Genomic DNA, 14,358 nt, shown 5'->3' with positions numbered 1-14,358 from the left:
TATTTCAAAAAAGAATGCTCTTCCATTCAAGAGAATTCTTTCAAATTCTAGTAATCCCAAAGCCTTATTAGGCAACCTTTTTGATTTTTTCAATAATTGTCCTTTACCCTTTAATAACGGTTTTAATTATTGCTGTATAAGGCGCTTTAAATGGAGTAATGGCTAAAACAAACACATCTATGAATTGATCTGTTACTCCTTTAAGTTTCTCATATTGAAACAATTTATATAGTAACGATACTATACATATTGATTTGACATCTTACATCGAAGGATGTAAGCAACTTTTTAACTTCAAGAAAAAGCAATCCCAAAAGTTATAAATTTCAAAAACATGTGTTAAAAATCTATATTTTGGGACGTAAACCAATTATTCCTATCCCGAAAACTCCTCTAAGCAGCCCTTTGCTCATATTCAACCAATCAAAATAATCACGCCATAAAATTATTTTTCCATTCTCAACTTTAAATGTGCCACATACCCAAAATCCAATATGCAGTGGTCCAATTTCTAGAATATCCGTACGCTCGGTGAGAACTATATTTCCTTTTGCAACGATTTGATGATTTTTAACTTGTAATTTTCTTGAGCTACTGAGCGCAATTTTGATTAAACTAGCAACCCTTTTACCACCTCTAAAAGTCGGTAAAGAAACATTTGTATAAAGCACATCTGAGTGAAGGAGTTCATTAATCACATTATGATCTTGTTCAACCAAAGCAGTCAGGAATCGTTCTACAACCTCTTCTGATTGTACTTGTATATTTGTTACATCAATATTTGATGTTGTTTTCATTTATGTATTTCCCTAAGATTTAAATTTTGAGATCCAAACGTTGCTGCCAAAGTTTTTCTAAAGCCTTGGTATCATGATCAAAAGGATGAAAATCAGGTCGATAATAATCAAGAAAGTCTTTAACGGTTTGTAAGGTTAATAATCCTCGATGGCCGACTCCTTCTTTGAGGAACTGCGCTATACCTTTCAGAGAAAGCATTCGATCTGCTTTAAGCAATCGTCGTGTGTTATTTGCAATTAAGAAAGTTAAAATACTGCCTGCGATGGTCATATAAAAAATACGAGATACATATCCCCCGCCTGAGGCGACATAAGCATCAAAGAATACTGCTTTATGTTCGTTTTCTTCAACTGCATGCCAAAGCCACAGTTCAGCAACTGGACCGACTAAACGATTATTCCAATCATCATTGCGTAAAAGTTCAGCCCCTAAGGTTGCAGTAATATGTTCAATCGCACACCCAATTGACATGATATGCATACTTGGCAATATTTTTTGCATTATGGCGTACAAGTCTTTAACTTCATTCTGTAATTTATCGATATTAATATGCTGTTCATCAGCGTAACGATTGAATGCCAGATGCTCTTTAGCATGCATGGCTTCTTGTCCGATAAAAGCACTGATTTCTGCTTGAAGTAGAGGATCATCAATTTTGTCCCGAATATTTCTCAAAGCTTCTATTAGCATCAATTCCCCCTGAGGAAAAATAGCAGACATTGCATTCATCAAATGGGTGAAATATGCATCATTATCAAACCAATAACGCTTTGAACTGGTGAAATCAAATCTTAAGCGTCTGACAGGAAATGAAGCTTTCATACGATGTGCTGTGGAAGATTGATTAATCTTAATAGCTTCTAAGGTGGACATATTTTTTCCAATTTACAAAAGTACCCAATAGTTCTTTTGTAAATTGCTTTACATTCTTAGTCAATCAATATTTCTTATATAATTGAAATTTATATATTTATTTTTAATTGAAGATTGTTTAAACAAAACAATCTTGAGCAATAAACTAGTTAATGATAGCTTTGGTAAAATTATAAATTTGTAGAAGATTTAGTGTGGAAAAACTTTCTGGTGCTTACGATACTCAAGCTGCAGGTTTACCCAGAGGACGTACCAGCCTGCTAACCGAAGAAACACGCGAAAAGCAACGTCGACGTTTGGTTAAAGCAGCAATTAGTGTATTCGCTGAAAAGGGGTTTGCTGCCACAACGATTGCAGACATTGTTAAAACAGCACGAGTGTCTAAACAGGCATTTTATGAAATATTTGAAAATAAAGAAGATTGTTTTCTTGCTGCTGATGATTTAGGCCGAAAAGCCTTGTATGAACAAGTACTTACGGATATTAAAGCTCATGGGAACAACGGTGATCAATGGATCAGGTCTTCTCTACGTGCCTATTTACAACTGTGTATTACTGAACAGGACTTCACTAAGGCATGGGCAATTGAATTCCCGAAAGCTGGGAGTCGATGTTTAGAGCAACGCAATTTATTTTTTGCAGAATTAGGAAAGAGACTTAAATTAATTCATAGTACTATAAAGATCAAACAACCTGAATTATGGGTAGCTGTTCCGGATTTATTCTATGACGCGGCGATTGGCGGAGCTTATGAAATTATTTTTCGTAATATCTGTCAAAATAAATTTGATGATCTGTTAAATATTGAAGATGATTTAGTTGATTTTATTAAATTCTCGATCGGCTACAAACAAAATATATAAATAATATCAAAATTATTGATAAATCAATTGTAAAGTATGACTAGTAAAATTATATCATTATTACTTTCTATATTTTTGGTAAAAATTACGGCAAATATTACGGTGTAGAAGGCGTTTGGACGCTTTGAGCTATTGCTATCGTACTCAGTGAATTACTCTATCCACTTATTGTTAAATTTTCTGAATTTAAACATAGAACCAAGCATATCACCTTACTTAAGTATTTTTAATTGAAAGTGAATTTCGCTCTTTTTAAAATATGTGATTGGGAGTGCTTAGAACAAGAAAGCACCTCCAATCTTCTGAAATAATTGAGAAATAAAATGCAAAATCAAATTTGTTGTAATAATATAACATTACACTTGATTGATATTTACTCCCTATGCTTTCCAAATTTTATCTAATTTCTTCATGTTCATTACTCTCAAACTTAGTCTGGGCACAAACATCTGATCCAACGAGTTCCCTTCCCACAATTGTCATACAAGCGAAAGAAACAGATCAGAATGTCATAACAACATCTGCGTCAACAAAATTTACCCATGATGTACTTGATACCCCTTCCAGTCGCAGCTTTCTTTCTCAGGAAATTTTAAAACAGCAAGATATGCAACGTATAGATGATGCCTTAAACCAAGTAAGTGGTGTATTCAGTCAAACCAATTATGGTGGTGGCTTTTGGGATAACTTTTCATTCCGTGGATTTAGTACTGATCCCAATATCGGACCGCAAATTATTCGAAATGGATTAAGTGTGAATCGGGGTCTCAGTGCGTCTCGGGATATGGTCAATATTGAATCTTTAGAGTTTCTCAAAGGTCCAATGGCTGCACTATATGGACGAGGAGAAACAGGTGGTTTACTTAATATCAATACTAAAAAGCCGGCATGGGAATCATCTAGTGAAATTAATTTAAGAGCGAATAGCCTAGTAAAATATCGTGCTAGCTTTGAGCATACCGCTCCTATTAACGATCAATTAGCATATCGTTTTGCTATTGCACATGAAGATAATCAGAGTTTTCGGGACTATGTGAGTAATTCACGCTGGTTTTTTTCTCCGCAATTAAGCTGGAAGTTATCTGATCGAACTCAATTGGACTTAGACACAGAATTCACTCGTGTAGAAGGGTTATTTGATCGTGGTATTAGTGCTTATCAGCAGAAAATTGTAATGAATCCAAAAACCTATACAGGTGAACCAAGCGATGGAGATCATTTACAAACTGATAATTTTTATCAAATTCGGCTCAAGCATCAGTTAAATGATGATTGGAAGGTCAAAAGTGCTGTGAGTGTGAAAGATAGTTTGTTAAAAGGCTTTTCAAGTGAACCTCGTCGTATACAAAGCGATGGTCGTACTTTAGAGCGGCAGCGACGTTATCGGGATAATAAAAGTGATGATGTGTTATTCCAAACAGAAATGTTAGGCACGATACAGCAAGGCTGGGCAAAACATGAAATATTGTTGAGTGCAGAAACAGGACAAATGAAATATCGCCAATTGCAACTACGCCGTAATCACAGTTCAGATATACCCAACACCATTGATATTTACCAACCTACCTATGGAAAATATTTACCAGACCTTCCTCTATTTATTGATACTGAGGATCGACAAAAATACTTCGCCTTCAATGTTCAAGATCAGGTTTTTTTTAATGACCAATGGAGTGTTTTACTCGGTCTACGCTTTGATCATGTCACACAAGAATTTGTGAATAAGATTGCCACAACCTCAAATCAAAAAGACTTACAACAAACCAGTCCGCGTTTTGGTTTGAACTATCGTTTGAGTGATGCATGGTCTCTCTATGCCAATTATGGCCAATCATTTGCAATTAATAGCGGAATGGATCGCAATAACCAAACCTTCGACCCAGAAAAAGGTCAAAGTTATGAGATCGGCAGTAAATACCAACTTAACCCACAAAGTCTGATCAGTGTTGCATTATTTAAAATGGATAAGAAAAATGTGCTCACAACAGACCCAATAGATAACAACTTCCAGATAACCGCTGGAGAGGTCTCTAGCAAAGGGATAGAGCTAGATGTCGAAACACAACTGAATGACCAGTTATCGCTCCGCGCCAACTATAGTTACACAGATGCTCAAATTGAGAAGGATCAAACGCTTGCTAAAGGTTCCCGCTTAAGCAACGTTCCCAAACATAGCGGTTCAATCAGTACAAACTATGAATGGACGTTATCAAACAACTCAAATGTAGGCGTTGGGGCAACAGCTGTTTATGTTGGGAAACGTAGCGGTTATAGCACCGATAACGGATTCAATCTTCCTGAATATACATTAATTAATTTAAATGCTTACTATGCGCCAAGAGAGCAAATACGTTATCAGTTCAACCTGAATAATCTTTTGGACAAAACCTATTACACGGCGAGTTATAGTGAGATGTGGATACAACCAGGTGAACCATTGAATGCATCATTGGCAGTGCAATGGAAATTTTAAACTTGTTTGAATGAATGCGTTAAGGCTAGCTAAGCTGATATAGCCTTAACCATTAAACTTATGAAAGTGTAAACATATTGTCAGCATCGAATATAACCGCCAACCTTATAATACACATTAACATTACCGTGTCGTGCTATATGGTCTAAACAGTTATAATTTCATCCCCCCAATAGCTCATCATTAACTTCAGATTGCCATGCCCCAACAACCCTCTTATTGGCAAAATCTATTCCGCTTAGTCCATATTTATGCAGGAATATTTGTTGCACCATTTATTTTTATTGCTGCGTTTACTGGCTTCCTGTATGTCAGCAGTCCGCAATTAGAGCAATATCTTTATAAGGAGCAGTTGTATATACACAGTGAAAATCGCCCTCAACAACAACTGAGTCTGCAAGTTCTTGCAGCTCAGTCAAAGATGGCAGAATCAGCAAGAATTACTGAGGTACGTCCAGCACCTGCATCGGATCAAACCACTCGGGTTATTTATTCAGATCCAGAAAATAAACTGAATAACCAAGCAGTTTTTGTGAATCCGTATACTTTAGAGGTTATGGGGCAATTACCTGTTTATGGTACGAGCGGTGTACTCCCCTTAAGAACGCTAATCGATCAACTCCACAGCAATTTACTTCTGGGTGACGTTGGAAGATTCTATAGTGAGCTTGCCGCAAGTTGGTTAGCAATTCTCAGTCTGTCAGGGTTTTATCATTGGTATATACGTAGAAAACATTTTAATCATAGCAAGACTGTCCGAAATAAAGTTTTAAAATGGCATAGCTGGATTGGAATTATTTTATTTCCACTCTTGCTGATTGTTGCGATCACAGGTTTAACATGGTCTAAATGGACTGGAGAAAATATCCGTATACTTCGCCAAGCCTTGAGTTGGCAGACACCAGTGCTCGTCAGCTCTCTTTCGGGTACGCATTTGATTGATAGACATGTACATCATCATACCGATACGGGTCAAATGAATCATCAGCCGCTCATAAAAGCAGAAAATTTTGATCAAGTGCTACAGGTTGCTAAACAAAATGGTATTCATAGTTCTGAACTTCAAATAAAGCCACCTACAAGGATAAATACAGCATGGACCGTGTCAGAAATACGTCGTCGCTGGCCTACAGAAGCAGATAGTATCGCGATTGATCTGCAAAGTAATAAAGTTATTGATCATTTAAAATTTGAAGATTTTCCACTAGCAGCCAAACTAACCCGTTGGGGAGTGGATGCGCATATTGGTATTTTATTTGGTTGGATCAATCAACTCATCTTAATGATCTATTCGCTTGCTCTATGCTTTATGATTCTTTTGGCTTTATGGCTGTGGAGCCGTACATTTAATTTAAAGCAGACAATCTACAATTTCGTAAAGCAGAGCTTACAACTTTGGAGAATCGGCAACATAAAACAGAGATTTTTTCTTCTTCTGTCGCTGCTCATTTTTCTAATTTGTTTGCCAACCTTCGCAATCAGCATAGCCGTGGCTATTACTTTCATAATGCTTAAACAGTATCAATCCAGATTATTATAATTAGTTAGCTAGGCACTAAAAACTGTGCTTAGCTACTCTTCAAATGGCCAACGTTCTCCATTAGATTATGAAAAGACCCATCAAAAGATGGTTAAATGTGTCTAGAATTTTGGTGGCTATTCACATGACAGTAAGTCGCTTGATGCTATAACCTTTCCGTGCTACATGATCTAAAGTTTCCTGATTAAATCCTGCTGCCTTACTTGCTTCATCAATTTGTTTGGTTGATCTAATAACTTCTTACTAATTGATTCCATCAGATACAGTTAAGTGGATGCAATCAATCTAAATACAATTTATGTATATTGCTCTTGATCACCAATTTTCATAGTTTATAAAAACCAATCGTGTTAATATCATTTGAGTAGTAACTATAAAGTTTATTAATTTTATGACTAAAAATACTAACCTTGAAATCTGCCCTATTGCAAGAAGTCTATCCGTTCTTGGCGATGCTTGGAGCATGTTGATATTACGTGATGCTCATGCAGGATTTACACGATTTGATCAGTTTCGTAAAAGTTTAGGCATTGCTCCCACGATGCTAACTAAACGCTTATCAGCTTTAGTAGATGAAGGATTACTTGAAAAACGACAATATTCTGAACACCCACCACGTGAAGAATATTTATTAACTCAAGCTGGTAAAGATTTCTTGCCCGTTTTATTTGTAATCGGAGCATGGGGCCGTAAGCATAAACCATTTGAAAATCCAGAGAAAATGCCTATATTTCTTGATGCTGAACAAGGTACAGAAATTGTACCGATTGTGATTGATCAAGTGACAGGTGCTGAAATTGGCTCTCGAAATATTCACCAAAAAGCTAAATAATTAAAAAGCACTCTCGTTAAAGTGCTTTTTATAAATTTATATGCTGAATTATTATTTCATTCGAGTACGCTGTGTCTTGTACGTCCCCCAACCACTTCTTAAAACTGATTTGATAAAGGCCCATAAGCCACTTTCATTAGGTTTTGGATTACTTCCCTTGGCAATGCGACTAAGTTGTTGGGTATACCAAAGTACTTCCATAATCCCAAGTTGATCAATTTTTTTTATGCCTGTCTTAATTTGTTGAACTGTTTGGTTGCTATTGGTTCCAGCTAATAGATATTTGGGAGCATCAGGATCAATTGCCATCAGTCTAGCAATCCCGACTACATCAAAAGCATTTGATCCTAAAGCTTGATTCATTCCTTCGACACTTCTAAAACCACCTGTCACCATTAAAGGTGTTTTTACTTGTGCTCTAACCTTTTCAGCAAAATCAATAAAGAATGCTTCACGGGCAATAGTCGATGCTTTTTGAGGTGCTTTAGCTACTCCTGACTCATAAGTACCACCTGAAATTTCAATTAAATCAATTCCTGCTTTCGACAATGCTTTGATGGTTGCTAAAGAATCTTCTTCTGTAAACCCACCTTTTTGAAAATCTGCTGAGTTAAGCTTTATTGCAATTGGAAAATCTGCACCTACTTGTTTTCTAATTTCTGCATAGACTTCCATTAAAAACTTGCGACGTTTTTCTGGAGTACCACCCCACTCGTCAGTTCTTAAATTATGTAATGGTGATAAAAATTGATTAATCAGATATCCATGTGCAGCATGTATCTCAACACCACTAAATCCAGCTTTTTTACATATCAGGGCACTACGACCAAAGCGCTGAATAATCTCTATAATCTCCTGATGAGTGGCTTCATCTGGCGTTGCAAATAAAGATTGCATTTCAGCCCCAAATGGCACTGCTGACGAAGAAATGTTTCGTACATTTAATCCTTTTGGTGATTGTTTTCCAGGATGATTGAGCTGTGCCCATAATTGAGAGCCTTGCTTAGTCACGGTTTTCGCCCATTGCTGTAAAATTGCAAAATCCCGTTCATCTTCTATAACAACATTCCCAGGCTCCCCTAAAGCACGTCGGTCGATCATAATGTTGCCCGTGATAATCATGCCAATCCCTGACGCCGCCCAACGCTGGTATAGTCGTATATGCTTTTCAGTTGGGTTATTGGAATAGGTCGCTAACGTTTCACTAGTTGCTGCTTTAGCCAAACGATTTGGAATTACGAAACTATTCGGTAACGTTAAAGGCTGATTCAGTAGATTTGTTTTTAATGGCAAGTCAGTCATGGGCTTCGCTCACACAGTTGAAGATGATTTAGGCTGAGGTTGAATAAAGTCGACTAGACTTTGAAACCACATGACATCGACAAAGTTTCCAGTAATTACCAGATCCTGTGTTCTAAGGGCTGTTAAAAATGTATTGACACTATCTTTAGCTGATAGCACAGCAAAACCTGTGCTGCCATTTTTAAAAGTGAATGTAAAACTTGGGGATTTACTTCGTCCAGCATAAGACTTTATTTTGCCATTTTTGACTTCAAAATAACGCCCTTCACCACTTGCTGTTTGAATTTGAAATGTGACATTTTTGTCTTTCACATAAGCAGCACATTTTGGGTTAGTTTTCACAGCCCGTTGTAAAAGCTTAGTCAACATCCACAGTAATAACTTAAATTTCATCATTTTAGTTCTCAGTTCATCAATATATGAAGATACTTAGGGAATCCTGATGCACTACTCTTCTAGAAACTGTATTGCATGCTTGAGGAAACGTTCTGGGTACTGGAACTGTGCTCCATGTCCAGCATCGGGATAAATAAACAACTGAGCATTTGGAATATTAAGTGCCATCTGATAGGCATTGATGGTAGGAATCATCACATCATCTACACCATTAAGAATAAAAGTAGGCTGTTTAATCTCGCGTAAATGAGCAAAAGGATCTTGTTCATCAAGCTTCGGTAAAAAGTGCATATTGGCTTCAATCTGAGCCTGCATTACGCTGTCTGAACTTGCTGGGTCCTGATTCTTACGTTGATGGCGACGTTGCCAGAAATCACGCCCTGCTTGAATTGCTGTTGGTGATCGACCAAAAAATAAAAATAGAAAGTCATCTTCAGAGGGTACAGCACTGGTGGCATGCTTCAATACTAAAGCTGGAACATCAGGATCATCGCCTCTAGGTTTTCCTCCCCGAGGACCTGTCCCTAACAACATCAATTTTCTAACTAATTCAGGGTGGCGACGTACCAAATCTTGTGCTTGAAAACCGCCTAAAGAGAAGCCCAGTAAATCAACTTGTTTCAGACCTAATGCTCGAATCACCGCTGCTGCATCGTCAGCCATATCTTCAATCCGAGTTCGAGGTTGTCCATTAGATGAAGCGACCCCTCGCCCATTGAATAAAATAACTTCTCGGTTCGCTGCTAATCCATCTGTAATTAGTGGATCCCAATTGTCTAACCCACCGCGGAAATGTTGTAGAAAAAACAAAGGTGGTTGCTGTGTATTCGCATTACCCCATCTACGATAAGCAAATTTGGCTCCATCAACTTCTATAAATTGTGTTTCAGCGGTTTGATGATTAATTGTGGTCATTGTCGTTATCCCATTTTATACATAACTAAGTTGAAACTTAGTTCGCCAAGAAAGCTAAAGATTGCTTTACGAAATCCTGATGAAACTGAAAAATTCCGCCATGTCCTGCATCTGGATAGATGATGAGCTTGCTATTAGGGAGGCGTTTTGCCAAATCATAAGTATTTACTGTTGGCACCATTCGGTCATGATCACCGTTAGCAACTAAGACAGGTTGTTGAATAACTGAGAGATCAACAGATTTTTTATTTCCCCATTTTTTTAGTGCTTTTAGCTGAGCGCGATATGCAGAAATGGTTATTTCTTTATCACGATTTTCACTACGTTCATTAATCCGTTGAACAAACTGTTTCGCAGCTGCTTTACCATTGTCCGTCCGAGTAAAGAACAAATAGACTTTAGGATCTTGGCGTGTTGCCATCCCACGAACTAAATCCCAATTGGAAACACGGCCAACTTTACTGATGCCAGTTCCTCCAGCAGGTCCTGTTCCTGATAAGATCATCTTTCTTACTAAGTTTGGTTGTTTCAATACGATTTCTTGTGAAATCATGCCTCCCATCGAAAAACCAAATAAATCAACTTTGTTGAAACCTTTTGCTTGAATAAAGGTAATTGCATCTTCTGCCATTTGCTCAATCGACTGAGCAGGCTTACCTGTAGTAGCACCAACACCACGGTTATCAAAAACCACCACATGATGTTTTGCGGCAATTCCATCAATAATTCTTGGGTCCCAATTGTCTAATACAGCAGCTAAATGGTTTAAGAAAATGACAGGCGTTCCACCATTTTGTTGACCATATTCTCTGTAGGCGAAATTAACTCCGCCAACATTTATAAATTGAGTGGGTACATTCTTCCAATTCATAGCTAACTGAGGATTTTGAACAGCTTGCTGATTGAAAATAAGTTTTGGTGATAATTCATCACCTTTAGCCACTGAGTCACTAAAAGAGATCGATGCCATTGTTTCGGCTTGAGTTAATGGCGAAATAAAAACAGAGACCAATGTCAATCCCATCGCAATTGTATTTAATAGAAAATTCATTTTTTTATCCTCAGGATTAATGCATTGAGCCGATTTCACTGAGTTTCATGAATTATTTCTTGAGCCAAGAAAATAAAAAACAAATTCAGTATCAATTTAATATCAACAATACATCAACAAAAATGCATTGTCACTATCTTTTTAGTAGTAACTATTTTAATTTTAGATTATGATCAAAACATCAAGGTGAAATTGGTTGTTCCATCGCCAACCTATTACGTGTGAGAAATGTTGTATGACAAGTAAAGTGATTCTTATTACAGGTGCATCTTCTGGTATTGGTTTAGCAACAGCAGACCTTTTACATGGAGCAGGTTTTATTGTTTATGGTACGAGTCGACGTGCAAGTGATTCATCTCAATATAAATTCAATCTGATTGAGCTAGATGTAAATAATGAAGATTCGGTTAATCAAGCAATTCAGAAAGTGATTCAAAATGAAGGTCGAATTGATGTTTTGATTAACAATGCAGGATTTGCAATCGCACCCGCTGGTGCTGAAGAAAGTTCGATGCAACAAGCTCAAACAATTTTTGATACCAACTTCTTTGGTGTTGTCCGAATGACCCGAGCAGTACTTCCAGTGATGCGTGAACAAAAATCTGGACTTATTTTAAACATTAGCTCTGTTTTAGGACTTCTGCCAATGCCTTTTGGTGCACTTTATTCTGCGTCAAAACATGCACTTGAAGGTTATTCAGAATCCTTAGATCATGAATTGAGAACACAAGGAATTCGCGTTTCATTGATAGAACCTGCTTACACCAAAACTTCATTAGGCATAAACTTACTAGAAGCAGATGCAAAAATCTCAGCGTATGACCACATTCGCGAGAAGCTCCATCAACACATGATAAAAGCAATTAATAAGTCAGATGATCCGAGTATTGTCGCCAAGACGATTTTAAAGGTAATCAATAATCCACAAAAACTTGCACGCTATACCTCAGGTAAAACTGCAAAACGCTTAAAGAACATCAGACGATTTGCCCCAGTAAAAATCTTTGACACATTGATTCAGCGAAGTTTGAAAGTTTAACCCAACTTAATAAATCCATTTCTAAAGATCAGAAAAGAAATATATAGAGGTCCAAATGAAAGCAGCCTATATTGACCGTTATAGCAATATCAATGATGTACAACTGGGTGAACAACCCATACCAGTTCTAGCAGAAAATGATGTACTCATTAAAGTTCATGCTGTAAGTATCAACCCGCTTGACTTACGAGTATTAGAGGGTGAATTCAAAGCGATTTTACCTGTGAAGTTTCCATTTATTTTAGGTAATGACTTTGCAGGTGTCGTTGCTCAAGTAGGTTCAAATGTTACTCAGTTTAAAGTCGGTGATGAAGTCTATGCTAAGACAGATTTGAATGGGGCTTTTGCCGAATACACCATCGTTCAGCAATCATCACTTGCACTAAAACCTCAAAATATTTCAATGGAGCATGCTGCATCACTACCGCTTGTATCCTTGACCGCATGGCAAGCATTAGTAGAAATTGCAAAGCTTAGATCTGGACAAAAAGTATTGATTCATGCTGGCTCAGGTGGTGTAGGATCGATTGCAATTCAGCTTGCTAAACATCTAGGTGCAACTGTTGCTACAACGACAAGTGGTAAAAATACTCGCTGGGTTAGAGAACTAGGTGCTGATATTATTATTGACTACAAAATAATGGATTTTGAGCAGGAACTTAAAGATTACGATGTGGTCTTAGACACTCAAGGTGGAAAAACTTTAGAAAAATCGTTGAACGTTATAAAGCGTGGTGGTCGTATTATCAGTATTTCTGGACCACCTGACCGTGCTTTTGCTGATGCAATTAATGCAAATTGGTTACTAAAATTTATCATTCCGTTTTTAAGCTGGTCAATTCGTAATAAAGCAAAAAAAAGAGACATTACCTATTCATTTTTATTTATGCAGCCAAATGGTCATCAGCTCTATCAAATAGCCGATCTTGTTGAGGCTGGGAAAATTAAACCTATCGTTGATAAAGAATATCCATTCTCACAAATGAATGAAGCTCTTCAATATGTAAATACTGGACGTGCAAAAGGCAAAGTCGTTGTGCAAATCGCAGACTAGTTTCTCAGATAAAAATAGGCATTTTTTGACGCCTTTTTTTATTCCAATCCCGAACCTATCGCTGTAAACCTTTCTGAATGTCTAGAACAGATTTTAAATAATTAATCTGTTGATGTTACTCTCGTATAGCACTAGGTGCATCTTCAATACCACTACTATTGGTATGTAAACAAATTAGTTTCCCTAGTCACCAGCTGCTCTCCACGTGGTGTAGGGCCCATCAATATCTGTTTTGGTATGATTTTGCAAAGCCAAAACAGTATCACCAATCGCTAATAATTGCGCTCGCATTAAATTAAAATCAACTACATCTTTACCAAAAGAAGGTGCCCATAGTAACCAAGGTCAAGACTAGGACTGTTAAAAGCTTTTCCAATAAAAATATTTTTAAAAAATTGGCTGATTTAGATAAAGAGTTTTGGTGGAGGTGGCGTCAGTTGAACCAAATTAATAACATTATGTTTTATTTACCTTTTATTTTTATTAAAATTCAATTTTACCCAATTTTGACCCAAATCAGATTGAGTACATTGAAACATTTAAAAAATCTTGTTCAAATCCAAATTCAGGATTTGAAATGGCGTACCGAGTATATCATTATTTACAACAATTTAAATGAAATATTATAACATATCATTTATTTGATATTCTTTTTTAATGTATCATTCTTTTACACACATGCTGGGATAAGGTAATGTTTGAAGTCATTGATGATTTAAAAAATAAATTAGATCAACACCGCCCTCTTTTACCTGCGATAGTAAAAAATTTACAAGAAGACCTGATTGTTTGATGGACGTATCATTCCAATGCTATCGAAGGAAACACACTTACGTTATTAGAAACTAAAGTTGTACTAGAGGGTATCACTGTTGGCGGAAAGGCAATAAGAGAACATTTCGAGGCAATTAACCACCGTAATGCAATCTACTACGTTGAAGACATCATTAGAAAAAAAGAAACTTTTTCTGAATGGCAAATCAGAAATATCCATCAACTCATTTTAAAATACTCATGATTAAGCTGTCTGAATATTTAGATGTTTTCATAAAAAATCTCCTTGAACAGGATTATTCTAAAATACATGCTGATTTTATAGGTATTCATCCGTTCATTGATGGTAATTGACGTACATCACATCTATTAATGAACATTGAATTAATTTAACCTAGATATCCCCCCTGTGTTATCACAGCTGAAATAGATTGGCAGGATTTAAAGC

General features: G+C 36.7%; 12 protein-coding genes and 3 pseudogenes. 8 read left to right on the top strand and 7 right to left on the bottom strand.

What is annotated here, in order from left to right:
- Positions 1–347 precede the first annotated feature (347 nt).
- On the bottom strand, positions 348–797 hold the full coding sequence (locus tag CQZ96_RS18140; RefSeq protein ID WP_105714806.1) for a limonene-1,2-epoxide hydrolase family protein: 450 nt from the start codon (positions 795–797) through the stop codon (positions 348–350).
- A 19-nt stretch (positions 798–816) separates the two neighbouring features.
- Positions 817–1,671 (bottom strand): metal-dependent hydrolase, encoded by an 855-nt coding sequence (locus CQZ96_RS18135; protein WP_178283387.1) that lies wholly within the window; start codon positions 1,669–1,671, stop codon positions 817–819.
- Between the two features lie 194 nt (positions 1,672–1,865).
- On the opposite strand from CQZ96_RS18135, the gene CQZ96_RS18130 reads away from it, so the two are divergent.
- The 4 genes from CQZ96_RS18130 (at position 1,866) to CQZ96_RS18115 (ending at position 7,379) form a co-directional block, all read left to right on the top strand.
- Entirely contained in the window at positions 1,866–2,534 is a 669-nt protein-coding gene (locus tag CQZ96_RS18130) for a TetR/AcrR family transcriptional regulator (protein ID WP_105714643.1), read from the top strand.
- A 382-nt stretch (positions 2,535–2,916) separates the two neighbouring features.
- A complete protein-coding gene (locus CQZ96_RS18125) occupies positions 2,917–5,007 on the top strand; it encodes a TonB-dependent siderophore receptor (protein ID WP_105714644.1) in 2,091 nt (696 codons plus the stop codon).
- Between the two features lie 199 nt (positions 5,008–5,206).
- Complete coding sequence (locus tag CQZ96_RS18120) at positions 5,207–6,547, top strand: PepSY-associated TM helix domain-containing protein (protein WP_105714645.1); 1,341 nt, start codon at positions 5,207–5,209, stop codon at positions 6,545–6,547.
- 391 nt (positions 6,548–6,938) lie between these two features.
- On the top strand, positions 6,939–7,379 hold the full coding sequence (locus CQZ96_RS18115; RefSeq protein ID WP_105714646.1) for a winged helix-turn-helix transcriptional regulator: 441 nt from the start codon (positions 6,939–6,941) through the stop codon (positions 7,377–7,379).
- Positions 7,380–7,430: 51 nt separating this feature from the next.
- Here CQZ96_RS18115 and CQZ96_RS18110 read toward each other — a convergent pair whose 3' ends face one another.
- From CQZ96_RS18110 to CQZ96_RS18095, 4 genes are read right to left on the bottom strand one after another with little or no spacing between them, the layout of a single operon-like run.
- Positions 7,431–8,681: an NADH:flavin oxidoreductase/NADH oxidase family protein gene (locus CQZ96_RS18110; RefSeq protein ID WP_105714647.1), complete on the bottom strand. Its 1,251-nt coding sequence runs from the start codon at positions 8,679–8,681 to the stop codon at positions 7,431–7,433.
- 9 nt (positions 8,682–8,690) lie between these two features.
- Positions 8,691–9,077 (bottom strand): helicase, encoded by a 387-nt coding sequence (locus CQZ96_RS18105; RefSeq protein WP_105714648.1) that lies wholly within the window; start codon positions 9,075–9,077, stop codon positions 8,691–8,693.
- Positions 9,078–9,128: 51 nt separating this feature from the next.
- Positions 9,129–9,992 carry an alpha/beta fold hydrolase gene (locus CQZ96_RS18100; RefSeq protein WP_105714649.1) on the bottom strand — a complete coding sequence of 288 codons (864 nt, stop codon included), beginning with the start codon at positions 9,990–9,992 and terminating at the stop codon, positions 9,129–9,131.
- Between the two features lie 37 nt (positions 9,993–10,029).
- Entirely contained in the window at positions 10,030–11,043 is a 1,014-nt protein-coding gene (locus tag CQZ96_RS18095) for an alpha/beta fold hydrolase (RefSeq protein WP_105714650.1), read from the bottom strand.
- Between the two features lie 235 nt (positions 11,044–11,278).
- Between CQZ96_RS18095 and CQZ96_RS18090 the strand changes: the two genes are divergently transcribed.
- Entirely contained in the window at positions 11,279–12,082 is an 804-nt protein-coding gene (locus tag CQZ96_RS18090; RefSeq protein ID WP_105714651.1) for an oxidoreductase, read from the top strand.
- Between the two features lie 55 nt (positions 12,083–12,137).
- Positions 12,138–13,136 carry an NADP-dependent oxidoreductase gene (locus CQZ96_RS18085; protein ID WP_105714652.1) on the top strand — a complete coding sequence of 333 codons (999 nt, stop codon included), beginning with the start codon at positions 12,138–12,140 and terminating at the stop codon, positions 13,134–13,136.
- Between the two features lie 115 nt (positions 13,137–13,251).
- Here CQZ96_RS18085 and CQZ96_RS21885 read toward each other — a convergent pair.
- Positions 13,252–13,481 (bottom strand): annotated as a pseudogene (locus tag CQZ96_RS21885) (hypothetical protein); the annotation flags it as partial.
- Between the two features lie 349 nt (positions 13,482–13,830).
- Between CQZ96_RS21885 and CQZ96_RS18080 the strand changes: the two are divergent.
- Positions 13,831–14,145, top strand: a pseudogene (locus tag CQZ96_RS18080) (Fic family protein); the annotation flags it as partial.
- A gap of 68 nt (positions 14,146–14,213) precedes the next feature.
- A pseudogene (locus tag CQZ96_RS21925) lies at positions 14,214–14,300 on the top strand (Fic family protein); the annotation flags it as partial.
- Between the last annotated feature and the right edge of the window lie 58 nt (positions 14,301–14,358).

Source organism: Acinetobacter sp. MYb10 (assembly GCF_002980175.2).
Classification (GTDB): domain Bacteria; phylum Pseudomonadota; class Gammaproteobacteria; order Pseudomonadales; family Moraxellaceae; genus Acinetobacter; species Acinetobacter guillouiae.
Note: the sequence above shows the minus strand (reverse complement) of the source record. Positions and strands in the feature narration are given on the sequence as shown.